Here is a 24,768-nt window from a genome sequence, read left to right as displayed (position 1 = left end):
GGTTCCCGTGACCCGCCCCCTCAGGCCTTGCATTGCTTGCAGCGTGGCCCCTACCAGGCCACGCCTTGCCACGTCTGCTTACCAGCCGAAGCCGGCACCCACGCCCACCGAGCTGTCATCGCTGCTGAAGGCACCGCCGATGGTCACCGTGGCACGCTCGCTGAGCGCACGCTGGTAGCCCAGTGACAACGCCGACTCCCCACCCTGGTAGCCCACGCCCACGCCCACCCGGTTCTGGGTGCGCACGCCGGCGGCGCTGGTGGCCATGTTGAGCATCGCCGCGCTCATCGCACCCTGGCGATCGATGCGACGGTCCTGGTGGCGCAGACGCTGGTCGATTTCGCCCTTGTAGATGTCGAAGCTGTCGGCCATCGCGCCGAAGCGCTGGTCGGTGTAGCTGTTGGCCGTTGCGATGCCGCCGTCCAGCTGGCCCTTGTTGACCGCATCGGTGGCCTGCGTGCCGGCGGCAACGTTGGCCACCTGGCGTTCGTTACCCACGCTGCCCACTGACACCGTATCGGCACGATCGGCAACCGAGCCCTGGCCCAGCGCGACCGAGTTGGCCGCTGTTGCGGTGGCCCCCTGGCCGATCGCGGTGGCCGAGGCCCCGCTGGCGACAGCGCCATCGCCCATGGCAACCGCGTTGACGGCGGTGGGTGCGGCGGCGACCGGTGCGTTGGCCACCTGCGCACCGCCCGCACTGGCGGCCGTGGGGGTGCCCTGCACGCTGGCAGTGGCCACGCGCTCGTCGGCCGTGGCCAGCGACGCACTGGCCACATTGGCCGACGGTGCCGCTGCGCTGCGTGCACGCGCGTTGGACGAACCGGCGACCCGCTGGTCGAGGTCGCTGACCTTGCGGTCCAGCGCACCCAACGCGTCACCCACGTTGTTGTACGTGGTTCCCTGGATCACATAGTTGGGGGCCACGAACACACCCTGCATGCCCACGCTGGCACCACCGCCGAGGAAGCTGGCGGCATCGGACAGCGACTGGAACAGCTGGCCACCGTTGATGGCCTGGCGGCTGCCGGAAGCGATGGACCCGCTGCCCACGTTGTCCAGCACCGTGCCCTGCACGCCGGACAAGGTGACCTTGTCGCGGCTGGCGTCGTCGTAGCTGAGCGCATTGGCGGTGACGGTTTCCACCGAGCCGATGCGCTCGTCGATGTCACCCACGCGGGTTTCCACCGCGCCCACGCGCTGGTTGGTGGTGTTGAGCTGGCCGCCGGTCACCGCATCGGTGCTGCCGGCAGCGATGCGGCCGGCCGCGACGTTGACGATGCGGCGCGTGGCCGGACCATCGGTGCCGTTGCCACCGCCCACCGACACCACGTTGGCTTCGACCGCACGTGCGCCTGCACCCAGTGCCACCGAACCGGCGCCGGACACGCCGGCCCCCGCGCCGATGGCGATGCTGCCGGCGCCGTTGCTGGCGAAGGCCCCGTTGCCGATGGCCACGCCGTTGGTGGCGTTGGTGGAGGCCGAGCGGCCGATCACGGTGCTGTTGTCACCCCGTGCCGATGCATCGGCGCCGATGGCCGTGGCACCCGTGGCCGAGGCCACCGATGCCGCGCCCAGAGCGCTGCTGCGGTTGCCGCTGGCGGCAGCGCCCGACCCGGCGGCGAGCGCATCGCTGCCGCTGGCGGTGGCCACGCCGGTGCCGCTGGCCTGGAAGTGCTTGCCGACCGCATCGGCGGTGGCCGCCACGCTGTCCAGCTGCGCCTTGTTCACCGCGTCGTTGGCGTTCACGGCCGCACCGACGTTGGTGATGCGGCGCGTGGCCGGACCGGTGGTGCCGTTACCACCACCGACCGAGACCACGTTGGCTTCGCTGGTGCGTGCACCGGCGCCCAGCGCGACGCTGCCGGCGCCACTGGCCGAGGAGCTCTTGCCCACCGCCGTGGCATTGAGGCCGCTGTAGGCGTAGCTGTCCTGACCGATCGCGGTGGAGCCGGCCGAGGTGGCCCACGCCAGCTGGCCGACAGCGGTGGTCTGCGCCGCGGTGGCCCAGGCATTGGAACCGGCGGCCACGCTGTTGGCGCCGCTGGCCTGCGAGGCGTAGCCGATGGCATTGGCGTAGGCACCGGATGCAGCGCTGCCCCAACCCAGTGCGGAAGCGTAGTCGCCGCTGGCCTCGGCGCCGTAGCCGAGCGCGGTGGTACGCACCCCGCTGGCCGCGCTGAACGCGCCCACTGCGGTGCTGTAGTCGCTACCCGCTTCGGCGCTGTAGCCGAACGCTGCCGACTGCAGCCCGGCCGAGGTGGCGCCGGCGCCGCTGGCGGTGCTGAACACCCCGGTGGCCTGCGCACCGGCACCGAGCGCGGTGGCGCCGGTACCACTGGCGCTGGTGGCCTTGTCCAGGATCACGTTGCCGTTGGCATCTTCGTAGTACAGCGCGCCACCGATGGCGGTGGCCGAATCGGCAGTGGCCGAGGCGTTGAAACCGGACGCCGACGCATTGCGACCGGAGGCCAGCGCGCCGCTGCCATAGGCCGATGCCCCGGTGCCGAACGCGTTGGCGGCTTCACCGGCGGCAGTGGCGTAGGCGCCATCGACATAGGCACCCACGTCATCGCCGTTGCCGCTGCCGGATGCCTTGAACTGGCGGTTGGTCTGCTCGGCAACCTCGGCCACGGCGCTCAACTGGTTGACGTTGACCGCATCGGTGCCTTCGGTACCGTCGGCCACGTTGGTGATCTGGCGCTGCGCAGTGGCCGTACCCACCGAGACCGTGTTGTCACGTTCGGCCGACGAACCGGCGCCCAGCGCGACGCTGTTGACGCCTTCGGCGATGGCGTTGGCACCCAATGCGGTGCTGTTGGCCGCATCGGCCCACGAGTTCCAGCCGATCGCGGTGGCGTAGTCGTCGGTTGCCCATGCACCGGCACCGAACGCCGCCGCACCGGTGCCGCTGGCACGGGCCGGCAGCAGGCCGAAGAAGGTCGAGCCACCGATGGCCACGCTTTCATCGCCGGTCGCTTCGCTGGATTCACCCAGCGCCACCGAACTGGCACCGGAGGCCGTGGCCGACGTACCGACGGCGGTAGCCAGGGCGTTGGACGCGATCGCGCCGTAGCCCAATGCGTTGGACAGGCGCCCGGTGGCTTCGCTGTAACTGCCGAACGCCGAGGCGCCCGCGTCCGAGGCGGTGCTGCGGAAGCCGGTCGCGGTGGCCTGCTGGCCACTGGCCGACGACTCGAAGCCGTTGGCGGTGGCATAGGCGCCGCTGGCGATGGCACCGCCGCCGACCGCGCTGGCACCGATCTCGCTGGCGCTGGCGTTGCTGCCCAGCGCCACGCTGTTCTCGCCCGTGGCCTGCGCATTGCTGCCCACTGCCGCAGCGCCATCGGCGCTGGCCAGTGCGTTGGTGCCCACCGCCGTGCTGCTGGCGGCCAGCGCATTGGCGCCGGCACCCAGTGCGGTGGCACCGTCGCCGATCGCATTGGCGGCTTCACCGGCGGCCAGGGCGTCGTCGCCTTCCACGTAGGCACCGGCATCGCTGTTGTCGCTGCCACTGGCCTGGAAGTACTTGCTGGTGGCTTCGCCCGCGGCGGCTACCGCGTTCAACTGGTTGAGGTTGACCGCGTCGGTGCCTTCGGTACCGGCGGCGACGTTGGTGATCTGGCGCTGCGCATCGGCACTGCCCACCGACACGCTGTCGTCGCGGTCGGCGATGGAATCGGCACCGAGGGCCACGCTGTTTTCACCACTGGAGGTGGCGGCGTTGCCGAGCGCGGTGCTGTTCACGCCCGGCGACCACGCCCCGCCGCCCACGGCGGTGGAGTAGTTGCCCGAGGCTTCGGTGGCCAGCAGGCCGAACAGCGAACCACCCACGGCCACGCTGTTGGTGCCGGTGGCCAGGCTGCCCTGGCCGGTGGCGGTGCTGTAGGCCCCGGAGGCTTCGGCATCGCCGCCGACGGCCACGCTGTTGGACCCGGTGGCCTGGGCGAAACTGCCCAGTGCGGTGGCGTTGAAGGCGCTGGCCACGGCCAGGCCGCCGATGGCGGTGGTGTAGCCGGCGGTGGCTTCAGAACCGAAGCCGTAGCCAGCCGACAAGGTGCCGCTGACCACGCTTTCGGCGCCCACGGCGGTGGCGCCCTGGCCGCTGGCGCTGCTGTAGTAGCCCAGCGCCACCGACTCTTCGCCGGCCGCGTCGGACAACGCACCGCCGGCAAAGCTGCCCGCACCGGATGCGACGCTGGCCGCACCGGTGGCGGTGCTCTGCTCGCCGGAGGCCTCGCTTTCGGCGCCGGTGGCGGTGGCGTATTCGCCGCTGGCCTGCGCATTGGCGCCCACGGCGATCGCGTTGGCACCGCTGGCCAGTGCATTGAAGCCCACCGCACTGGCGTTGTCGGCCAGTGCGAACGCGCCGCTGCCCAGCGCGGTGGCGCCGCTGCCGGCAGCGAAGCTGGCCGAGCCCACGGCGGTGGCGTAGTCGCCATCGGTGGCCGCGTTGGAACCGGCGGCCACGCTTTCCTCGCCACCGGCCACGGCCACGCCGTCACCGCTGGCCTGGAACTGCGCGGTGGCGTCGGTGAGCTGGTCCAGGTTCACCGCATCGGTGCCCTGGGTACCGGCGGCGACGTTGGTGACCTGGCGCTGGCGGGTGCTGCTGCCCACCGACACGGTGTAAGCACGGTCGGCGACCGAACCGGCGCCGAGTGCCACCGCATTGGACGCACTGGCATTGCTGCCGGCGCCGATGCCGATCGCGCTTTCACCGCCGGCCACCACGTTGGTGCCGATGGCGATGGTGTTGATGCTGTTGCCGAGCGCCTGGAAACCGACCGCGACGCTGTTGTCGCCGTAGCCGAACGCCCCGCGGCCCAGCGCGGTGGCGCTGCTGCCGCGGGCCCAGCTGTTGTAGCCGATCGAGGTGGAGCCGGTGCCGCTGGCCCACGCCGACTGACCCACCGCGGTGCCGTTGGCAGCGGTAGCCCAGGCACTGGCGCCGAACGCGGTGGCACCGTCTTCGGTGGCCCAGGCGTAGGCGCCGGTGGCGGTGGTTTCCTCGCCGCTGGCGAAGGCGTTGTCGCCCTGCGCAACGCTGTAGTCGCCGGTGGCGCGCGCCTTGTAACCGGCGGCCAGGCTGTTGTTGCCGGTGGCCTGCGCGCCGCTGCCGAACGCGTTGCTGGTGGTGCCGGTGGCCAATGCCCCCGCACCCACGGCCACCGCATCCTGGGCCGCGGTGGTGCCTACCTTGACGGCGTTGCCGTCGGCATCGACCAGCGGCTGGTTGAACTCGTCGTAGGCCTGGCCCAAGCCGCCGATGGCGACGCTGCCGTTGCCATTGGCGCTGACGTTGCGGCCCACGGCCACGGTGTCATCGCCCAGCGCGTTGGCCCCGTTGCCGAGTGCGGCCGCACCGGCGCCCAGCGCATTGCTGGCTTCGCCCGCGGCGAGTGCGCCGTCGCCGTCGGCAAAGGCGCCCACGTCGCTGTCATCGGACCCATTGGCCTTGAAGCGGCTGGCGGTGACGTTGGCCACCTGGGCCACGCCATCCAGCTGCGCCTTGTTGACCGCATCGGTGGCGTCGGTACCGGCCGCCACATGGGTGATCTGCCGTTCGTTGCCGACATCGCCCACCGAGACGGTGTTGGCGCGGGTGGCGGTGGAATTGGCGCCCAGCGCGACGCTGTTGGCACCGCGTGCGGTGGCGTAGAAACCGACCGCGGTGCTGAGTTCGCCACTGGCCCAGGTTTCCGCGCCCAGCGCGGTGGCACCCTCACCCGGCGCGTAGGCGAAGTAGCCCACGGCGGTGGCTTCGGTGCCCGACGCTTCGGTCAGGGTGCCGTTGGCGGTGGCGTAATCGCCGCTGGCGATGGCGCCGGCGCCCACGGCGGTCGCCGCTTCACCGCTGGCCTGGGTCTGCACGAAGAAGCCCAGGCCCGGCAGCAGGTCGGCCGGGCCGCCGATGGCGGTGCTGCTGTTGCCGGTGGCCACGCTCTGCGTGCCGACGGCGGTGGAGTAGTCGCCGATGGCGTTGGACACCGCGCCGAAGGCGGACGACTGTGCGCCGCCGGCGTACGCGCCGACACCGTAGGACGACGAGGCGAAGCCCGACGCTTCGGCACTGGCACCCACCGCGGTACCGCCGACGCCGGCGCTGGTGGCACCGGTATCGACCGGCACGCCGCCATTGGTGATCAGCGGGTTGCCATCGGCATCCACCGCCGCGCCACCGACCGCCACGCTGCCCGGGCCGTTGGCCTGCGCGTTGTTGCCGAAGGCGGCGCTGTTCTGGCCGGTGGCCACGGCATTGAAGCCGACCGCCGTGGCGTTCTGTGCCACCGCCGTGGCACCGCTGCCCAGCGCGGTGGCACCGTTGCCGAGTGCGTTGGACGCTTCACCGATGGCGGTGGCGTTGTCGCCGTCGGCGTACGCGCCGGCATCGCTGTCGTCGCTGCCGGTGGCCTGGAAGTACTTGCTGGTGGTGGCCGCCACTTCGCCCACGGCATCCAGCTGGGATTTGTTCACGGCATCGTTGGCGTCGGTGCCATCGGCCACGTTGGTGATCTGGCGGCGCAGGCCGGTTTCGCCGTTGCCCACGGACACCGTGTCGATGCGATCGGCGTAGGAGCCGGCGCCGAGCGCCACGCTGCCCACGGCCACGGCCGCGGAATTGGACCCGAGCGCAGCGCTGAAATCGGCCACGGCCACGCTGAACGCGCCGACCGCCACCGAGGCTTCACCGCCGCTGCCCGCGCCACGGCCGAGCGAGGTGCTGCCCGCGCCGATGGCCAATGCGCCGCCACCGATGGCGGTGGCACCGTCGGCGCTGGCTTCGGCCAGGCCGCCAATCGCGGTGGCCGCACCGTTCTCGCTGGCGGCCAGTGCATGTGCGCCCAGCGCTACGTCACCCAGGCCGAAGGCGGCGGCGCTCTGCCCCACCGCCGTGCTGGCGTCACCGAAGGCCAGCGTGTTCTGGCCGAAGGCGCTGGCGCCCAGGCCGGCCGCAATGGCCTGGCTGCCGGTCGCCGTGGTGGCATTGGCCAGCGCCTGGCTGCCCTGCCCTACGGCGGTGGCGCCGTCGCCCTCGGCGTTGGCACCGGCACCGGCGGCAAGCGCGCCGTCACCGTCGATCGTGGCCGCGTCGCTGTTGTTGCCTGCGCCGTCTGCCTTGAAATAGCGGGCCGCGCCTTCGGCAGCGACTGCAACCTTGTCCAGCTGGGCCTTGTTCACCGCATCGGTGGCGGCGGTGCCGGCGGCCACGTTGGTGACCTGGCGCTCCTTGCCGGCGTCACCCACCGACACCGTGTTGACGCGGTTGGCCTTGGAGCCGGCACCGAGCGCGACGCTGTTGTTGGCCGACGCGGTGCTGTTGCTGCCGATGGCCACCGCATTGCTGCCGGTCGCGCTGGCGCTGCCATCCACCACGCAACTGTCGAGGATCTTGCTGTTGAGCACGACGCAGTTGGCATTGCCGCCCACTTCCACCGACTGCGCCAACGCCGCCGGCGCGAGCCCTGCCATTCCCAACCCGAGTGTCAACGCGATGGCACCCGACAGCAGCGACGAGGCGCGCGTGTCGGTGGATCGTCGCTGGTCGATGACCACGCCGGCAGACTGGCTGGTGGCCAATTCCGAGGCGACAACCATCTGCCCCAGTGCTTTGTTCCAGACCTTGCGATAAATCCGATTCATCGATGCGACTCCTGAGTGGGCTGGTTTTGGGCAAAGCGACGCCAACGCCGGACCGTGTGGTCCAACGTCCCCTGGGGGCGTTTACTCGCTTGATTTACTGCGTTGCGCCGAATGGCTTGCTACAGAAGTACAGCCGACTCGCCATCCATGCGGTTACTGCAGAACTGAACGCTTTCGAAATGAGGATGCAGTGTTAACGTACAGTTTCAGGAACGTCAAGACTTTGACGTAGAAAAACTTCCGACAGCGATCTGCGTCACAAAACCGACGATAAACATGCTGATTACGTTAGTTTCATGTGAGTAATGGCTATAACGCATTTTCACGTTGTAACGCGCTGTAACTCCTTGCTGCCGATCATTTTCCATTCCGCATAAAAGAAAACCGCCGGCAGTGCCGGCGGTTTCTTCACGCGATTTTCACCGCATCGACAACAGTGACGTGCGCAGTATCAGCCGCACCATACGCGTGCGTTGCGGAACATCCGCAGCCACGGCGAGTCACCCTGCCACTCACTCGGACGCCAGCTCAGATTGAGCGCGCGCGGGGTGCGCTCGGGGTGCGGCATCATGATGGTGACGCGGCCGTCGCTGGTGGTCAGGCCGGTGATGCCGTCCGGCGAACCGTTCGGGTTGAGCGGGTACTGGGTGGCCACGTTGCCATCGCCATCCACGTAGCGCAGCGAGACGCGTGCGGCGGCCTGGTCCACGGCCGTGGCGAACACCGCCTGGCCTTCGCCATGCGCCACCGCGACCGGGAGGCGCGAGCCGGCCATGCCACGCAGCAGGATCGACGGCGACTCCACCACTTCCAGCAGCGCGGTACGCGCTTCGAACTGCTCGCTGCGGTTGCGGCGGAACTGCGGCCAGTGCTCGGCACCGGGGATGATGTCCTTGAGCTGGCTCATCATCTGGCAGCCGTTGCACACGCCCAAGGCGAAGCTGTCGTCACGCGCAAAGAACGCGGCGAAGGCATCGCGCAGTGCGCTGCGTTCCAGCACCGAGGTGGCCCAACCGCGGCCGGCCCCCAGCACGTCGCCGTAGCTGAAGCCACCGCAGGCGACCAGACCGGTGAAATCGGACAGCGCGACGCGGCCTTCGATCAGGTCGCTCATGTGCACATCGAACGAACTGAAGCCGGCACGTTCGAAGACGTTGGCCATTTCAATCTGGCCGTTGACGCCCTGCTCGCGCAGCACCGCCACGCGCGGGCGCGCGCCGGTGTTGATGAACGGGGGTCGCTCCTGCGCATCCTGCGCCCGCGACACTGGTACATCCATGTACGGCGCCGCCACGTCTTCATTGATATCGAAGGTCAGCTTCGGCTTCAGGCCCGGCGCGTTGAAGTTGCGCGCGATCGCACGCTCCTGGTCGGCGTTGTCGGGGTTGTCGCGCAGCTTCTGCATGGCGTGGGTGACCGACCACCAGGCATCGAACAGCGCTTCCCAGCGCCACTCGACCAGGCTTTCGCCCTGCAGCGAGACACGCACCACCGGAGCGGTGGTCGGACGCGCGATGCGCTGCGCGCATTCGGTCAGTGCATGGCGCTCGACCAGATCAGCGAACGCAGCACGGTCTTCCTTGGCGATCTGCACCACCGCACCCAGTTCTTCATTGAACAGGCTGCGGAACGGATCATCGCCCCAGGCATCCAGGGTGATGTCCAGGCCCAGGCGCGAGGCGAACGCCATTTCGCAGAGCGCGGCGAAGGCACCGCCATCGCTGCGGTCGTGGTAGGCCAGCAGCAGGCCGGCCTGGCGCGCATCGCGGATGAGTTCAAAGAACGCGCGCAGCCGCTGCGCATCGTCCAGGTCCGGCACGGCGCCGGCAAACGCGGGCAGGTCGCTGTGGTCGGCATGCACCTGGGCCAGGATCGAGCCACCCAGGCGCTGCTTGCCGGCGCCCAGGCCGATCAGCCACAACTCGCTGTCGGTGTCGCGGTCCAGCAGCGGGGTGAGCTGCGCGTTGGCATCGGCCACCGGCGCGAATGCGGAGATCACCAGCGATACCGGCGACACCGACTTGTGCGCCTGGCCATCGGCGTGCCACTGCGCCTGCATGGACAGCGAGTCCTTGCCGACCGGGATGCTCAGGTCCAGCTGCGGGCACAGTTCCATGCCCACCGCACGCACCGCGTCGTACAGCAGCGCGTCTTCGCCGTTGTGGCCGGCCGCGGCCATCCAGTTGGCCGACAGCTTCACCGTCTCCAGTGCATCCACCGGGGCGGCGCACAGGTTGGTGATCGCCTCGCCCACGGCCATGCGGGCCGAGGCGGCGGCATCGAGCAGGGCCAGCGGGGTGCGTTCGCCAATGGCCATCGCTTCACCGGCCACGGTGTCGAACCCGGCCAGGGTGATGGCGACGTTGGCCAGCGGCAACTGCCACGGGCCGATCATCTGCTCGCGTGCGGTCAACCCGCCCACGCTGCGGTCACCGATGGTGACCAGGAAGTTTTTCGAGGCGACCGAAGGATGTGCCAGCACGCGCAGGCCCGCTTCATGCAGGTCCAGCCCGGCGGTTTTCAGCGCCGGCCAGCGCGGTGCGGGCGGGTGCGCGGTGTCGCGGTGCATCTTCGGCGCCTTGCCGAACAGCACGTCCATCGGCAGGTCGATCGGCGCATCGGCCGGGATGTTGCCCACGGTGGCGCCGTAGGCCACCACCAGGCGTTCCTCGGCGGTGGCCAGCGCCAACGGCGGCGAACGGGCAGCGCTCGCGCGCACAGATCGCGGCGAACTCGGCCAGCCGCGCCTGCGGCACGCCGAGCACGTAGCGTTCCTGCGATTCGTTGCACCACAACTGCATCGGCGACAACGACGGGTCATCGGCGGGCACCTTGCCCAGGTCGATCACACCGCCCACGCCGGAGTCGTGCAGCAGCTCGGGAATCGCGTTGGACAGGCCGCCCGCGCCGACGTCATGGAACCAGCGGATCGGGTTGTCCAGGCCAAGCGCCACGCACCGGTCGATCACTTCCTGGCAGCGACGCTCCATTTCCGGGTTGTCGCGCTGCACGCTGGCAAAGTCGAGGTCTTCGGCGCTTTCACCGGAGGCCACCGAACTGGCGGCACCGCCGCCCAGGCCGATCAGCATGGCCGGGCCACCCAGCACGATCACCGCATCGCCCGGCTGCAGGGTCAGCTTCTCGACCTGGTTCTGGTCGATGGCGCCCAGGCCGCCGGCGAGCATGATCGGCTTGTCGTAGGCGCGGGTCAGACCCTGCCCCTCGGGCAGCTCGAAGCTGCGGAAGTAACCCAGCAGATTGGGGCGGCCGAACTCGTTGTTGAAGGCGGCGCCGCCCAGCGGGCCGTCCAGCATGATGTCCAGCGCCGGAGCCATGCGCGGGTTCAGCGCGCGCGGCGCTTCCCACGGCTGCGGCAGCGTCGGGATGCGCAGGTGCGAGACCGAGAAGCCGGTCAGGCCGGCCTTCGGCTTGCCGCCGCGGCCGGTGGCGCCTTCGTCGCGGATTTCACCGCCGGCACCGGTCGACGCGCCCGGGAACGGGGCGATCGCGGTGGGATGGTTGTGGGTTTCCACCTTGATGCAGAACGCCGAATCGACCACCGCTTCGCTGCGGTACTGGCCACTGGCCGGATCGGGGCGGTAGCGCGACGCAGGCAGGCCGGCAACCACCGCGGCGTTGTCGCTGTACGCGCTCAACGTGTGCTGCGGGGTCTGCTGGTGGGTGTTCTTGATCATGCGGAACAGCGAATGCGGCTGGTCGGCGCCGTCGATGGTCCAGCTGGCGTTGAATATCTTGTGGCGGCAGTGCTCGGAATTGGCCTGCGCGAACATCATCAGTTCCACGTCCGACGGCTTGCGGCCCAGTTCGCCGAAGCGCTGGCGCAGGTAGTCGATCTCGTCCTGGGCCATGGCCAGGCCGAGGCGGCGGTTGGCCGCTTCCAGGTCCTCCAGCGCGATGCGTTCCAGTTCACCCCGGGCCGGTGCGCTGAACAGCGCCTGGGCCTGGTCTGCCTGGTCCAGCACCGACTGGGTCATCGGGTCGTGCAGCGCGCGCACCACCGCCGCCTGGGCGGCGGCATCGGCCGGCCACCCGGCCAGGTCGATGCGCAGGCCGCGCTCCACCCGGCGGATCGGCTGCCCGGCACCGCGCACCAGCTCGGTGGCCTTGCTCGACCACGGCGACAAGGTGCCCAGGCGCGGGACCACGAAGCGCGATACCGCCCCCGCTTCCTGCCCGGCCAGTGCCGGCTGGGCTTCCAGGATCCGGCTCAGGATCGCCGGGTCCGGGGCCGCATCGCCCTCGGTCTGGATGAAGTAGACATGCCAGGCACCGGTGATGCGCAGATCGGCGGCCAGGGACTGCAGGCGGGATTCAAGACGTTCGCGGCGGAACGGCGAAAGGGCGGATGCGCCCTCGAGGACCATCATGTCCGGGGAACCGTGGTTGGGAACGGGGCCCACCATTGTACCGAAGTCGGCCGCCGGGGCTTGGCGGGCGGTCAGCACGGCCGCGCCGTCTTCACGGCCGAACCTTGCGCTGGCTCACGGATTGGCGGACGAATGCATGACAACGTTGTCCTCGCCTGCCTGGCACCCCTGCCGGTCAGGCCCTCGTCCGCCCCCACTGCTGTTGCCGGCCTCTCTCACCGGCGCCCGGACCTGCTGCACGCGGGCCGCCCCACCCGGCGGCCCGCGCCCATCACTAGATCGGAGTAAGACCATGCCTGACCCGATGATGCGCAGTGCGGTGACATCGATATCCTCCCAGCCAGCGGCCCGCCACAAACGCTGGCTGCTTGCCTTGGCCCTGGCGGCGGCCGCCACGCCGAGCCTGGCGCTGGCCGCCAACTGTACCGGCGCGCCGGAATGGAACGGCGCGGTGATCTACCTCGCCGGCACCACCCTGCAGAAAGGGGGCGTGCTGTACCGGGCCAACCAGGACATCTGGAATGCCCCGCCCGACCACCCGGCCGGCGCGCCCTACTACACCAACCTGGGCGCCTGCGATGGCAGCGGCAGCAACCAGCCGCCCACCGTCAGCCTGACCTCGCCCAGCGCCGGAGCCAGCTTCACCGCCGGCAGCAGCATCACCGTCAGCGCCAACGCCGCCGACAGCGACGGCAGCGTCAGCAAGGTCGAATTCTTCCGCGGCGGCACCTCGCTGGGCATCGACACCAGCGCGCCCTACAGCGTGACCTGGGCCAATGCATCGGCCGGCAGCCACACCTTCAAGGCGGTGGCCACCGACAACAACAACGCGGTGACGTCCTCGGCCACGGTCAGCGTGACCGTCACCGCCGCCAGCAACGACACCACCCCGCCCAGCGTGCCTGGCGGCCTGGCCTCGCCGTCCAAAACCGCCACCACGGTCAACCTGGCCTGGAGCGCAGCCACCGACAACAGCGGCGGCAGCGGCGTGGCCGGCTACGACGTGTACCGCAACGGCAGCCTGGTCGGCTCGCCCAGCGCCACCCAGTACACCGACGGCGGGCTCACCGCCAGCACCGCCTACACCTACACCGTGCGTGCCCGCGACAACGCCGGCAATGCCTCGGCGCAGAGCGGCTCCATCAGTGTGACCACCGCGGCCGGCGGCGGGGGCGGCGGCACCAAGCGGGTGATCGGCTACTTCACCCAGTGGGGCATCTACGGGCGCAACTACCGGGTCAAGAACATCGACACCAGCGGTTCGGCGGCCAAGCTGACCCACATCAACTACGCCTTCGGCAACGTGCGCAACAACCGCTGCGAAGTGGGCGTGACCCAGGCCTCCGACCCGAACACCGGCGTGGGCGGGGATGCGTTCGCCGACTACACCAAGGCCTTCGGTGCCGGCGAGAGCGTCAGTGGCGGGGCCGATACCTGGGACCAGCCGCTGCGCGGCAACTGGAACCAGCTCAAGCAGCTCAAGGCCAAGCACCCGAACGTGAAGGTGCTGATCTCGCTGGGTGGCTGGACCTGGTCGCGCGGCTTCTCCAGCGCGGCACAGCCGGCCAACCGCCAGGCCTTCGTGGCCTCGTGCGTGGATGCCTACATCAAGGGCAACCTGCCGGTGACCGACGGCGCCGGTGGCGTGGGCGCGGCGGCAGGCGTGTTCGACGGCATCGACATCGACTGGGAATACCCGGTGGCGTGCGGGCTGAGCTGCGGTACCCCGGCCGACAACGCCAACTACACCGCGCTGCTGGCCGAGTTCCGCCGCCAGCTCGATGCGGTGCGGCCCGGGCTGCTGCTGACCGTGGCGGTGGGCGCGGGGATCGACAAGATCCGTGTTACCGACCCGGCGGCGTACCACCCGTACTTGGACTTCATCAACGTGATGACCTACGACTTCCACGGTGCGTGGGATCCGCAGACCAACCATCACTCGGCGCTGTTCGACTCCCCGGCCGACCCGTCCACCGGTGACCAGAAGCTCTACAACAGCAACGATGCGATGGAGGCGTTCCTGAGCCGTGGCGTGCCGGCGTCCAAGTTGAACCTGGGCATCGGCTACTACGGGCGTGGCTGGACCGGCGTGGCCAGCGGCAACAACGGCCTGTACAAGAGCGCCAGCGGCGCGGCGCCGGGCACGTATGAAGCCGGCATCGAAGACTGGAAGGTGCTCAAGAACCTGACCTGGCCGGTCTACACCGACAGCGTTGCCAAGGCCACGTGGATCTCCAACGGCACCACCTTCTGGAGCGTGGATACCCCGGCGATGGTCACCGAGAAGATGGGCTACGTGAAAGCCCAGGGACTGGGCGGCGCGTTCTTCTGGGAGTTCAGCGGCGATGACCCGCAGGGCACCCTGACCAAGGCCATCAGCGACGGGTTGAACTGACCCGTAGAGCGGGGCTCTGCCCCGCTGATCGCAACCACGTAGAGCGGGGCTCTGCCCCGCTGATCGATGACCACGTCATTGCAAACGTGCAGCCGGGCAGAGTCCGGCTCTACCCGGCAAAAAAAACGCCCCGGCATTGCCGGGGCGTTCTGGTTTCAGCGGCTGCCGCCGGCCGTGGTGCGCTCCAGCGCGGCCTTCAGCTGTGCCGGCGGCAGGTAGCCGCCCAGCTGGGTGCCATCGGCGGCGAAGATCGCCGGGGTGCCGTTCACGCCCATCTGCTGGCCCAGCGTGTACTGCATGGCCACCGGGTTGGTGCAGTTCTTCGGCGTCACCGGCTTGCCGGTCTTGGCCGCGGTGAGCGCCTGCTTGCGATCGGCCGCGCACCACACCGAAATCATGTCGGTGTAGTCCTGGCTGCCCAGGCCCATGCGCGGGAACGCGAGGTATTCCACGGTGATGCCGTTGCGGTTGAGCTCGGCGATGTCCTGGTGCAGCTTGCGGCAGTACCCGCACTCGATATCGGTGAACACGCTGACGGTGTACTTGGCATTGGGCGCGGCAAACACGATGCGTTCGGCCTGCGGCACCTTCGCCAGCAGCTTCTGCCGGTATGCCAGCAGACCGGCACTGCTGACCGGCGCCTTGTTCTGAATGTCGTAGGGCTGGGATTGCATCAGGTAGCGGCCGTCATCGGTGACGTACAGCACCTGCCCGCCCACCAGCACTTCGCGGAACCCCGGGAACGGCGCGGCGCCGATGTAATCCGGCGCGAACTTGGGATCCAGTTTCTGCAGTGCGCTGCGCACCCGCTCATCGGCACTGCCGGCGGCAGGTGCCGCAGGCGTGGCGGCCGCGGCGGGGCTGGCGCCCTTGCTGGCGGCAGGCGCGGACGGTTGCTGCGCGCAGGCAGTCAGGCTGAGCGCGCCGAAGAGGGCGGCAATGGCAACACGGAGCATCGAGCAGTCCGTCAGGAAAGAAGGTAAGCGCGATTCTCGCACAGCCGCCCCGGCGCACAGCTGGACCGCAGCGAAACAGCGCGCCCCGCCGGCCCGCCCGCGAGGTCAGCCGCGCGGGTGATGCCGGGCGTGCAGCTTCTGCAGGTGCTCACGCGCCACCAGCGTGTAGATCTGGGTGGTGGACAGCGAGCTGTGGCCCAGCAGCATCTGCAGCGCCCGCAGGTCCGCGCCGTGGTTGAGCAGGTGGGTGGCGAAGCTGTGGCGCAGCCCATGCGGGCTGATCCGCACCGGATCGATCCCGGCCAGCGCCGCGTACTTCTTCACCAGCGCCCAGAACTGCTGGCGGCTGAGCGGGTGCAGCGACGGTTCCAGGAACATCGGCACCGAGCCGTCGGCCCCGGCCGGCACCGCGCGCTTGCCGGCCAGCAACGGCCGCGACTCGGCCAAGTAGCGCTCCAGCCAATGCTGGGATTCCTCGCCCAACGGCACCAGCCGTTCCTTGCTGCCCTTGCCGGTCACCCGCAGCACGCCCTGGCGCAGGTTGACCGCATTGGCCGGCAGCTGCACCAGTTCGCTTACGCGCAGGCCGGCGGCGTACATCAGCTCCAGCATCGCCCGGTCGCGCAGGCCGAGGGGCGTGTCGATGTCCGGCGCATCCAGCAGTGCCTCGATCTGGCTTTCGGCCAGCGCCTTGGGCAGCAACCGCGGCAACCGCGGGGGATCCAGCAGCACGCTGGGGTCCTCGCTGCGCTGCCCGCGGCGCAGGGCATCGGCGAAAAACGCGCGCAGCGCCGACAGCAGGCGCGCGTTGCTGCGCGGCGACCAGCCGTGCCGTGCACGCCAGGCCAGGTAGTCGAACAGGCCGGCCCGGTCGATCGCTGCCAACCCGCCCGCAGCGCCATCGCGCCAGCGCGCCACGCCCTCCAGGTCGCGTCGATAGCTGTCCAGGCTGGCCTGTGCCAGGCCCTGTTCGGCCCAGATCGCATCGAGGAAACGCTGGATCAGCACGTTGTCGGCATCGCGCAGGGGCGGCAGTTGCTGCACCAGCTGGCGGCGCAGCGCGGGGGTAGAGGCATCGGACATGCGACCAGCATACGGAGCCGAACACGGGGCGGCCATCGAACCGGCGCCATGGCGCAGGTATGCTCGGCCCATGGCCACCACCACCGCTCCCGCTGCCGCCACCGATCGCCCCGCCAGCCTGCTGCTGTGGCGCCTGCTGGCGCTGCTCTACGACCTGTTCCCCGCGCTGGCGCTGTGGATGCTGGCCGGCACGCTGTTCACCGTGGGCTACACGCTGTCCGGCCACGCCGAGCGCGACAACATCGCCCCCTTCAGCGCGCTGCAATGGTTGCTCTGGCTGTGCTGCTGGATCGTCACCGGCCTGTACGCCACCTTGAGCTGGCGCCGTGGCGGCCAGACCCTGGGCATGCGTCCCTGGCGCCTGCAGGTCACTAGCACCGACGGCACCGCCCCCACCCGCCGACAGTTGTGGCTGCGCTACGCCGTCGGCACCGTCTCGGTTCTGCTCGGCGGGCTGGGCCTGTGGTGGTCGCTGATCGACCGCCAGCGCCTGACCTGGCACGACCGCGCCAGCGGCACGCGCATGCGACGCCTGCCCAAGCGTTGACCACGGTGGCGCCGGCCGCTGGCCGGCCCCCGATACCGCCGGACGCATCAGCGTAGTGCCGGCCGCTGGCCGGCTCCCGATACCGCCGGACGCATCAGCGTAGTGCCGGCCGCTGGCCGGCTCCCGATACCGCCGGACGCATCAGCGTAGTGCCGGCCGCTGGCCGGCTCCCGATACCGCCGGACGCATCAGCGTAGTGCCGGCCGCTGACCGGCCCCCGATACCGCCGGACAGATTCCGGGGAGCCGGCCAACGGCCGGCACTACCTGGGCGGTGGAGATCCTGCAGGGAACCGGTCCGGGCGGCGCCATTCCGGCCGCACACGACCCACCTTTCAGAGCGGGTCACCGCACAACGATGGACGCCGCGTTACCCCGACTTGCGCCGGAACAGCATCCCCGACACCACCAGCATCACGATCGGCGGCAGTGCGTAGGCAATGCGGTAATCGAACTTCAACGCACCGGCCATGCGCCCGAAGAACAACTGCAGCAGCCAGAAGCCCAGCGCGAACAGGATGCCCAGGAACAACCGCTTGCCCATCCCGCCGCTGCGCAGCGAGCCGAACGCGAACGGCACCGCCGCCAGGCACAACGCCAACACGTTCACCGGGTAGAACCACCGGCTCCAGTAGATGTCCTCGTAATCACGCGCGTCCAGCCCGTTGCGCTTGCGGTACTCGATGCTCGTGCGCAGGTCCGCCGCGCGCAGGTTGCGCGGCTTGGACATGCCGCTGGCCAGCGCCGCCGCATCCAGCTTCGAATTCCACGGCTCCGATTCCACCGTCTCACGCGTCGCCGAGCGCTCCCCGAACGTATCCCGGCGCACCTTGTTCAACACCCAGCCCGTATCGCCGTGCTCGGCCGTGCCCGCGTAAGTCAACGACGCCAGCTTGCCGTCGTCGCCGATCTTGTACAGCCGCACATCGCGCAGCACCAGCTTGGTCCCACCGCCCGGCAGCAGCTGCTCGTCGCCTGCGCCCGCGTTGAGGAACGTATCGCCCTCGCGTGCCCACACGCCCGAATAGCGGGCCACCGCCATGTCGTTGCCCCACTTGGCGCTCATCCGGATGTCGTCGGCCCGGCTCTGCGCCCACGGTGCCAGCGTCTCGCCCGTCAACACCATCACCGCCGTCAACAGCGACAGCGCGATCGCCACCGACGCGCTCAGGCGCTTGCGCGACAGGCCCAGCGCGCGCAGCGCGGTCAGCTCGGAGGTCGCCGCCAACTGCCCCAGCCCCATCAGCGAGCCGATCACCGCTGCCGTCGGGAAGAACGTGTAGGCCCGGCGCGGCACCGTGTACAGCACCCACGCGGCCGCATGGCCGATCGTGTAGCCGCCCTTGCCCACGTCCTTGAATTCGCCGGAGAAGGCCATCACCACGTCCAGCCCCAACAGGACGGCCCAGGTCAGCAGCACCGTGCCGAACACCGACCGGCCAAGATAAAGATCAAACCGCATCGGGCGAAGCTTCATGCGGTCCTCCGCGGGCGCGACAGCTTGCCGTCACGCAGGTACATCCAGATCGCCAGCGCCAGCAGTGGCAGGCTCAGCCACCACAGACCGACACTGCCGGACAATTTGCCATCGGCGATCCAGCGCGTGCCGATGAACATCAGGTTCATGCCCACCAGGTAGGCCAGGAACGCCAGCATCATCCGGCCGTAGCGCTGCTGGCGCGGCGAACTGCGCGCCAGCGGCAGCGTCATCAGCGCGAACGCCAGCGCGATCAGCGGCGGGGTGATGCGCGAATGCAGCTGCGCCTGCGCCGCCGGGCGCGCGTCACCCAGCAGCTGGGTGGTGGGCAGCAGCTCGGGGTCATCCTTCTGGCGGGTGTCGGCGCCGTCGGGCATGGCCACGTCGTTGCGCGCGAAGGTCATCAGCTTGTAGTCCAGCGCGCCGTTGGCCGGCCCTTCCACCTGGTGGCCGTCGTCCAGCTCCAGGTAGCGCTGGCGCTCGCCCTCGAAGAACATGCGGCCGTGGTCGGCCGACACCACCTCGATGCGGTCGTCCTTCTGCCGCTGCAGGAACACCTTGCCCAGCCGGGTACCGTCCGGCGACAGCGAGGACAGGTAGACCACCCCGCCGTTGTTGGGCAGGTTGGTGAACTTGCCCGACTCCAGCCCGGCCATGGCCACGCTGCGGTTGGCTTCCACGATCATGGTCTCGCTGGTGCGGTCGGCCCAGGGGCCCAGCCACAGCGAGCACAGGCCGATCAGGCCCACCACCGGCAGCACCAGCATCAGCACCGGGCGCAGCAGCCGCTTTGGCCCCACCCCGATGGCGGTCAGCACCGCCATTTCCGAGTCCCGGTAGAGCCGGGCGGTGGCCAGCAGCAGGCCCAGCATCAGCGCCAGCGGCAGGATCAGCGGCATGTAGACGATGAACTGCAGGCCCAGCTGCGAGAACAGCAGGCGGGCCGGTACGCGGCCGTCGGCGATATTGCCGAGGATGTCCACCAGGACACCACCGACGCTTACCACCAGCAGCACGATCAAAGTGGCCAGGAAACTCTGGACGAAATCACGCAGGAGATAGCGATCGAGCTTCGACATGGGGCGGTGGTTTAAACTCTCGGATTCGTTCGCGGTGCTGCCCAGTCTACTGACGGGACGTAAACAGCTCGCGATTGTACGGATTTGCCAACGGAATCTGATCAATGGCCCTGGAATTCACCCTGAACCACGCAACGCCGGCCTCGGCCGCGTTCGATTGCGTCATCGTCGGCGCCTATGCCGACCAGACCCTGAGCCCGGCGGCACAGGCCCTGGACACCGCTTCGGGCGGTCGCCTGACGGCCCTGGTGGCCCGCGGCGACGTCGGCGGCAAGACCGGCAACACCACGCTGCTGCACGACCTGCCGGGCGTCACCGCCCCGCGCGTGCTGGTGGTGGGGCTGGGCGAACCGGCCAAGTTCGGCGTCCCGCAGTACCTCAAGGCGGTGGGCGATGCCAGCCGCGCCCTGAAGAGCGGGGTCAACCACCACGCGCTGTTCACCCTGACCGAACTCGAGGTCAAGGGCCGCGATGCCGCCTGGAACATCCGCCAGGCCATCATCACCGCCGACCACGCCGCCTACCGCTACAGCGCCACCCTGGGCAAGAAGAAGGCCGACGAACCCGGCCTGACCCAGCTGGCCATCGCCGGTACCGACGCCCAGGCCCTGGCCCAGGGCCAGGCCATCGCCGCTGGCGTGCAGTACGCCCGCGAGCTGGGCAACCTGCCGCCGAACCTGTGCACCCCGGCCTACCTGGCCGAGTCCTCGGTCGCCTTCGCCCAGGCCCATGCCGGTGCCGAGGCGGAGATCCTGGACGAGCACCAGATGGAAGCGCTGGGCATGGGCTCGCTGCTGGCCGTGGCCCGCGGCTCGGCCAACCGCCCGCGCCTGGTGGTACTGAAGTGGAGCAACGGCGGCGACGCCAAGCCCTACGTACTGGTCGGCAAGGGCATCACCTTCGACACCGGCGGCGTCAACCTGAAGACCCAGGGCGGCATCGAGGAGATGAAGTACGACATGTGCGGTGGCGCCAACGTCATCGGCACCTTCGTCGCGGCGGTCACCGCCAAGCTGCCGCTGAACCTGGTGGTGGTGGTGCCGGCGGTGGAAAACGCCATCGACGGCAATGCCTACCGCCCGTCGGACGTGATCACCTCGATGTCGGGCAAGACCATCGAAGTGGGCAACACCGACGCCGAAGGCCGCCTGATCCTGTGCGACGCGCTCACCTACGCGCAGCGCTTCGAGCCGGCCGCGCTGGTCGACGTGGCCACCCTGACCGGTGCCTGCCTGGTTGCCCTGGGCCACCAGACCGCCGGCCTGATGACCAAGCACGACGACCTGGCCAACGAACTGCTGGCCGCCGGCGAGCACGTGTTCGACCGCGCCTGGCGCCTGCCGCTGTGGGACGAGTACCAGCCGATGCTGGATTCCAGCTTCGCCGACGTCTACAACATCGGCGGCCGCTGGGCCGGCGCGATCACCGCCGGCTGCTTCCTGTCGCGCTTCGCCGAAGGCCAGCGCTGGGCCCACCTGGACATCGCCGGCGTTGCCAGCGACGAAGGCAAGCGTGGCATGGCCACTGGCCGCCCGGTTGGCCTGCTCAGCCAGTGGCTGCTGGACCAGGTCGCCCGCGCCTGATGCCGTGCCCGATCGGGGGGCCTGAGCGCCGCCCCGATCCCGCCCGGCCTGCTGCCGGGCCTTCCCTTTCGCTCCTGGCCTGCCCATGTCCCGTGCTGATTTCTACCTGATCGCCAAGCCCCGCTTCCTGACCGAGCCGCTGCGCCTGGTCTGTGAGCTGGCCCGCAAGGCCAACGACGCCGGGCTGTTCACCCTGGTGCTGGCACGCGACCAGGCCCAGGCCGAGGAGCTGGACGAACTGCTGTGGTCGTTCGACGACGAGGCCTACATCCCGCACCAGATCGCCGGTGAGGACATGGACGAGGAGGAGGCGCTGGTGCTGATCGCCGTGCCCGGCACGCCGGCCCCGGCGCGCCCGCTGGTGATCAACCTGCGCGACGACCCGTACCTGGCCGAGTGCGACCGGGTGCTGGAAGTGGTGCCGGCCGACCCGGAAGCGCGCGAACCGCTGCGCGAGCGCTGGCGCCAGTACAAGGCGCTGGGCTTTGACCTGAACAAGTACGACATGTAACCCGCGCGGCGCCTGCCGTGGCGCCGCCACCGAGCCCGGAGACCCTTGATGCGCCTGTTGATCGCCCTGATCTTTCCCTGGTTCGCCTTCTTCACCATTGGCCGCCCGTTCGCAGGCATCCTCTGCCTGATCCTGCAGATCACCCTGATTGGCTGGCTTCCGGCCGCGATCTGGGCCGCCTACGCGGTTTCGCAGTTCCATACCGACCAGAAGATCCAGCGCGCCCTCGGGCGCTGATGTTCCGGCACCCCCACCTCCCGTCTTCGATCCTGGTTCCCGCATGACCCAACTCGCCTCCAGCTACGACCCCAAAACCTTCGAAACCGCGCTGTACGACGCGTGGGAGAAGGCCGGCCATTTCAAGCCGTCCGGCAAGGGCGAGCCGTACACCATCCTGCTGCCGCCGCCGAACGTGACCGGCACGCTGCACATGGGCCATGCCTTCCAGCAGACCCTGATGGACGCGCTGGTGCGCTACCACCGCATGCGCGGCTACGACACGCTGTGGCAGGTGGGTACCGACCACGCCGGCATCGCCACCGAAATGGTGGTCAGCCGCAACCTGGCGCTGGAAGGCAAGGGCGAGACCCGCGATTCGCTGGGCCGCGAGGGCTTCATCGAGAAGGTCTGGGAGTGGAAGGCCTTCTCCGGTGACACCATCGAACGCCAGATGCGCCGCCTGGGCACGTCGGCCGACTGGTCGCGCAGCACCTTCACCATGGACCCGCAGCCCTCCGAAGCGGTGATCGAGGCCTTCCTGCGCTGGCACGAGCAGGGCCTGATCTACCGCGGCCAGCGCCTGGTCAACTGGGACCCGGTGCTGAAGACCGCCATTTCCGACCTGGAAGTGGAGAGCGTGGAAGAAGACGGCTTCCTGTGGTCGATCAGCTACCCGCTGGCCGATGGCAGCGGCACGCTGACCGTGGCCACCACCCGCCCGGAAACCATGCTGGGCGACACCGCGGTGATGGTGCATCCCGAGGACGAGCGCTACGCGCACCTGATCGGCAAGATGGTCAAGCTGCCGCTGACCGACCGCGAAATTCCGGTGATCGCCGATGACTACGTGGACCGCGAGTTCGGCACCGGCGTGGTCAAGGTGACCCCCGCGCATGACTTCAACGATTACCAGGTGGGTGTGCGCCACAACCTGCCGATGATCAACCTGTTCACCCCGGTGGCCGCCATCAACGACAACGCCCCGGAGAAATACCGCGGGCTGGACCGTTACGAAGCGCGCAAGGTGATCCTGGCCGAGCTGGAAGACCTGGGCATCCTGGTTGAAACCAAGCCGCACAAGCTGCAGGTGCCGCGCGGCGACCGCACCCAGCAGGTGATCGAGCCCTACCTCACCGACCAGTGGTTCGTGAAGATGGACGTGCTGGCCAAGCGCGGCCTGGAGCTGGTCGAGAACGGCAGCATCCAGTTCGTTCCGGCCAACTGGATCAACACCTACCGCCACTGGATGGAGAACATCCAGGACTGGTGCATCAGCCGCCAGCTGTGGTGGGGCCACCGCATTCCGGCGTGGTTCGATGACGCGGGCAACTGCTACGTCGGGCGCGACGAGGCCGATGCGCGCGCGCGCAACAACGTCGGCGCCGACGTCGCCCTGCACCAGGACAGCGACGTGCTGGAAACCTGGTTCTCTTCGCAGCTGTGGCCGTTCTCCACCCTGGGCTGGCCGAACGAACAGGCGATGGCCGACCGCGGTTTCGAGCGCTACCTGCCGTCGGCGGTGCTGGTCACCGGCTTCGACATCATCTTCTTCTGGGTGGCCCGCATGATCATGGCCACCGACAGCTTCACCGGGAAGATTCCGTTCAAGGACATCTACATGACCGGCCTGATCCGCGATGCGCAGGGTCAGAAGATGTCCAAGTCCAAGGGCAACGTGCTCGACCCGCTGGACATCATCGACGGCATCTCGCTGGAAGACCTGGTTGCCAAGCGCACCACCGGGCTGATGAAGCCCAAGGATGCGCCGAAGATCGAGAAGGCCACGCGCAAGGAATTCCCCGACGGCATCATTGCCCACGGTGCCGACGCGCTGCGCTTCACCATTGCCGCGCTGGCCACGCACGGCCGCGACATCAAGTTCGACATGAGCCGCGCCGAGGGCTACAAGAACTTCTGCAACAAACTGTGGAACGCCAGCCGCTTCACCCTGATGAACACCGAGGGCAGCAGCTTCACCGGCGTGCCGCAGCCGCGCACCGATGCCGAGCGCTGGATCCTGGCGCGCCTGGCGGCGGTGTCGGCCGAGGCACAGACGCACTACGCCAACTACCGGTTCGACCTGCTGGCCCAGTGCCTGTACGAGTTTGCCTGGAACGAGTTCTGCGACTGGTTCCTGGAACTGACCAAGCCGGCGCTCAACGGCGACAACGCCGACGACGCGGCCAGCACCCGCCACACCCTGCTGTTCGTGCTGGAAGCGCTGCTGCGCCTGCTGCACCCGCTGATTCCGTTCGTCACCGAGCAGCTGTGGCGCCAGGTGGCCCCGCGCCTGGGCCTGGGCGAAGACACCCTGTCGCTGCGTCCATACCCGACAGCGGAAGAATTCGCGGGCGATTTCGCCCGTGCCGAGGCCGACGTCGAATGGCTCAAGGGCATGGTCAACGCGCTGCGCCGCGTGCGCAGCGAACTGAACGTGCCGCCGGCCAAGCAGGTCACGTTGCTGCTGCAGGGTGGCACCGCAGACGACCGCACCCGCGTGGCGCGCTTCACGGCCTCGCTGTCGTTCCTGCTGAAGCTGGCGCGCATCGATTGGCTGGCCGACGCGGCCGATACCCCGCCGTCGGCGGCGGCCATCGTGGGTGAGTTGAAGCTGCTGGTACCGCTGGAAGGCCTGGTCGACCTGGGCGCCGAGCGCGCCCGCCTGGACAAGGAAATTGCCCGGGTGGAGTCGGAGAAGGAGAAGAGCCAGACCAAGCTGGGCAAGTTCACCGACAAGGTGCCGGCCGCGGTGGTCGAGCAGGAACGCGTGCGTCTGGTGGAATGGACCGCGCAGCTGGCCGGCCTGGTCGAGCAGCGCGCGAAGTTGTAACGCGGCGGTGTTTGCCTGGGGGTACCGACCACCGGTCGGTACCTGCCGGGTGGGACG

Annotated in this window: 12 protein-coding genes and 1 pseudogene; 6 read left to right on the top strand and 7 right to left on the bottom strand. The window is 69.3% G+C overall.

The annotated features are described in order from the left end of the window. Nucleotides 1–78: 78 nt before the first annotated feature. The 3 genes and pseudogenes from ACZ0AE_RS02785 to purL (ACZ0AE_RS02775) all read right to left on the bottom strand — a co-directional run. A complete protein-coding gene (locus tag ACZ0AE_RS02785; protein WP_463600339.1) occupies nt 79–7,644 on the bottom strand; it encodes an ESPR-type extended signal peptide-containing protein in 7,566 nt (2,521 codons plus the stop codon). Nucleotides 7,645–8,095: 451 nt separating this feature from the next. After that, on the bottom strand, nt 8,096–10,465 hold the full coding sequence (purL, locus tag ACZ0AE_RS02780; protein ID WP_463600338.1) for a phosphoribosylformylglycinamidine synthase: 2,370 nt from the start codon (nt 10,463–10,465) through the stop codon (nt 8,096–8,098). Next, nucleotides 10,386–12,029: pseudogene (purL, locus tag ACZ0AE_RS02775) on the bottom strand (phosphoribosylformylglycinamidine synthase); the annotation flags it as partial. The gene purL (ACZ0AE_RS02780) and the pseudogene purL (ACZ0AE_RS02775), both read right to left, overlap by 80 nt. A gap of 295 nt (nt 12,030–12,324) precedes the next feature. On the opposite strand from purL (ACZ0AE_RS02775), the gene ACZ0AE_RS02770 reads away from it, so the two are divergent. Then, nucleotides 12,325–14,427: a glycosyl hydrolase family 18 protein gene (locus ACZ0AE_RS02770; RefSeq protein ID WP_447591824.1), complete on the top strand. Its 2,103-nt coding sequence runs from the start codon at nt 12,325–12,327 to the stop codon at nt 14,425–14,427. A gap of 155 nt (nt 14,428–14,582) precedes the next feature. On the opposite strand, the gene ACZ0AE_RS02765 is transcribed toward ACZ0AE_RS02770, so the two are convergent. Both ACZ0AE_RS02765 and xerD read right to left on the bottom strand, forming a co-directional pair. Continuing rightward, a complete protein-coding gene (locus tag ACZ0AE_RS02765; RefSeq protein WP_038690571.1) occupies nt 14,583–15,383 on the bottom strand; it encodes a thioredoxin fold domain-containing protein in 801 nt (266 codons plus the stop codon). Between the two features lie 105 nt (nt 15,384–15,488). Then, nucleotides 15,489–16,466 (bottom strand): site-specific tyrosine recombinase XerD, encoded by a 978-nt coding sequence (gene xerD / locus ACZ0AE_RS02760; RefSeq protein ID WP_137191094.1) that lies wholly within the window; start codon nt 16,464–16,466, stop codon nt 15,489–15,491. Between the two features lie 70 nt (nt 16,467–16,536). Between xerD and ACZ0AE_RS02755 the strand changes: the two genes are divergently transcribed. Beyond that, nucleotides 16,537–17,013, top strand: coding sequence for an RDD family protein (locus ACZ0AE_RS02755; protein ID WP_447591819.1), 477 nt, complete (start codon nt 16,537–16,539; stop codon nt 17,011–17,013). A 369-nt stretch (nt 17,014–17,382) separates the two neighbouring features. Here ACZ0AE_RS02755 and lptG read toward each other — a convergent pair whose 3' ends face one another. Both lptG and lptF read right to left on the bottom strand, forming a co-directional pair. Beyond that, the gene (lptG, locus tag ACZ0AE_RS02750; protein ID WP_038690578.1) at nt 17,383–18,489 is read right to left on the bottom strand and encodes an LPS export ABC transporter permease LptG; all 1,107 of its coding nucleotides are present in this window, start codon (nt 18,487–18,489) and stop codon (nt 17,383–17,385) included. After that, nucleotides 18,486–19,568 (bottom strand): LPS export ABC transporter permease LptF, encoded by a 1,083-nt coding sequence (gene lptF, locus ACZ0AE_RS02745; protein ID WP_038690580.1) that lies wholly within the window; start codon nt 19,566–19,568, stop codon nt 18,486–18,488. Before lptF ends, lptG begins: the two co-directional genes overlap by 4 nt. Nucleotides 19,569–19,672: 104 nt before the next feature. Between lptF and ACZ0AE_RS02740 the strand changes: the two genes are divergently transcribed. The 4 genes from ACZ0AE_RS02740 (at nt 19,673) to ACZ0AE_RS02725 (ending at nt 24,711) form a co-directional block, all read left to right on the top strand. Beyond that, nucleotides 19,673–21,151, top strand: a complete 1,479-nt coding sequence (locus ACZ0AE_RS02740) for a leucyl aminopeptidase (protein ID WP_038690582.1) — start codon at nt 19,673–19,675, stop codon at nt 21,149–21,151. Between the two features lie 85 nt (nt 21,152–21,236). Next, nucleotides 21,237–21,662: a DNA polymerase III subunit chi gene (locus ACZ0AE_RS02735; protein WP_038690584.1), complete on the top strand. Its 426-nt coding sequence runs from the start codon at nt 21,237–21,239 to the stop codon at nt 21,660–21,662. A 48-nt stretch (nt 21,663–21,710) separates the two neighbouring features. Continuing rightward, a complete protein-coding gene (locus ACZ0AE_RS02730) occupies nt 21,711–21,899 on the top strand; it encodes a YqaE/Pmp3 family membrane protein (protein ID WP_038690586.1) in 189 nt (62 codons plus the stop codon). Nucleotides 21,900–21,942: 43 nt separating this feature from the next. Then, nucleotides 21,943–24,711, top strand: coding sequence for a valine--tRNA ligase (locus ACZ0AE_RS02725; protein WP_463600337.1), 2,769 nt, complete (start codon nt 21,943–21,945; stop codon nt 24,709–24,711). Nucleotides 24,712–24,768 lie beyond the last annotated feature (57 nt).

It is taken from the genome of Stenotrophomonas sp. AC248, assembly GCF_979258185.1.
This window is presented reverse-complemented; position numbering and strand designations above follow the sequence as displayed.

What these genes read in the sequence shown, in the direction of transcription:
- ACZ0AE_RS02785 (WP_463600339.1), bottom strand. Translation starts at nt 7,644, where the DNA reads ATGAATCGGATTTATCGCAAGGTCTGGAACAAAGCACTGGGGCAGATG.
- purL (WP_463600338.1), bottom strand. Translation starts at nt 10,465, where the DNA reads ATGACCCGTCGTTGTCGCCGATGCAGTTGTGGTGCAACGAATCGCAGG.
- ACZ0AE_RS02770 (WP_447591824.1), top strand. Translation starts at nt 12,325, where the DNA reads ATGCCTGACCCGATGATGCGCAGTGCGGTGACATCGATATCCTCCCAG.
- ACZ0AE_RS02765 (WP_038690571.1), bottom strand. Translation starts at nt 15,383, where the DNA reads ATGCTCCGTGTTGCCATTGCCGCCCTCTTCGGCGCGCTCAGCCTGACT.
- xerD (WP_137191094.1), bottom strand. Translation starts at nt 16,466, where the DNA reads ATGTCCGATGCCTCTACCCCCGCGCTGCGCCGCCAGCTGGTGCAGCAA.
- ACZ0AE_RS02755 (WP_447591819.1), top strand. Translation starts at nt 16,537, where the DNA reads ATGGCCACCACCACCGCTCCCGCTGCCGCCACCGATCGCCCCGCCAGC.
- lptG (WP_038690578.1), bottom strand. Translation starts at nt 18,489, where the DNA reads ATGAAGCTTCGCCCGATGCGGTTTGATCTTTATCTTGGCCGGTCGGTG.
- lptF (WP_038690580.1), bottom strand. Translation starts at nt 19,568, where the DNA reads ATGTCGAAGCTCGATCGCTATCTCCTGCGTGATTTCGTCCAGAGTTTC.
- ACZ0AE_RS02740 (WP_038690582.1), top strand. Translation starts at nt 19,673, where the DNA reads ATGGCCCTGGAATTCACCCTGAACCACGCAACGCCGGCCTCGGCCGCG.
- ACZ0AE_RS02735 (WP_038690584.1), top strand. Translation starts at nt 21,237, where the DNA reads ATGTCCCGTGCTGATTTCTACCTGATCGCCAAGCCCCGCTTCCTGACC.
- ACZ0AE_RS02730 (WP_038690586.1), top strand. Translation starts at nt 21,711, where the DNA reads ATGCGCCTGTTGATCGCCCTGATCTTTCCCTGGTTCGCCTTCTTCACC.
- ACZ0AE_RS02725 (WP_463600337.1), top strand. Translation starts at nt 21,943, where the DNA reads ATGACCCAACTCGCCTCCAGCTACGACCCCAAAACCTTCGAAACCGCG.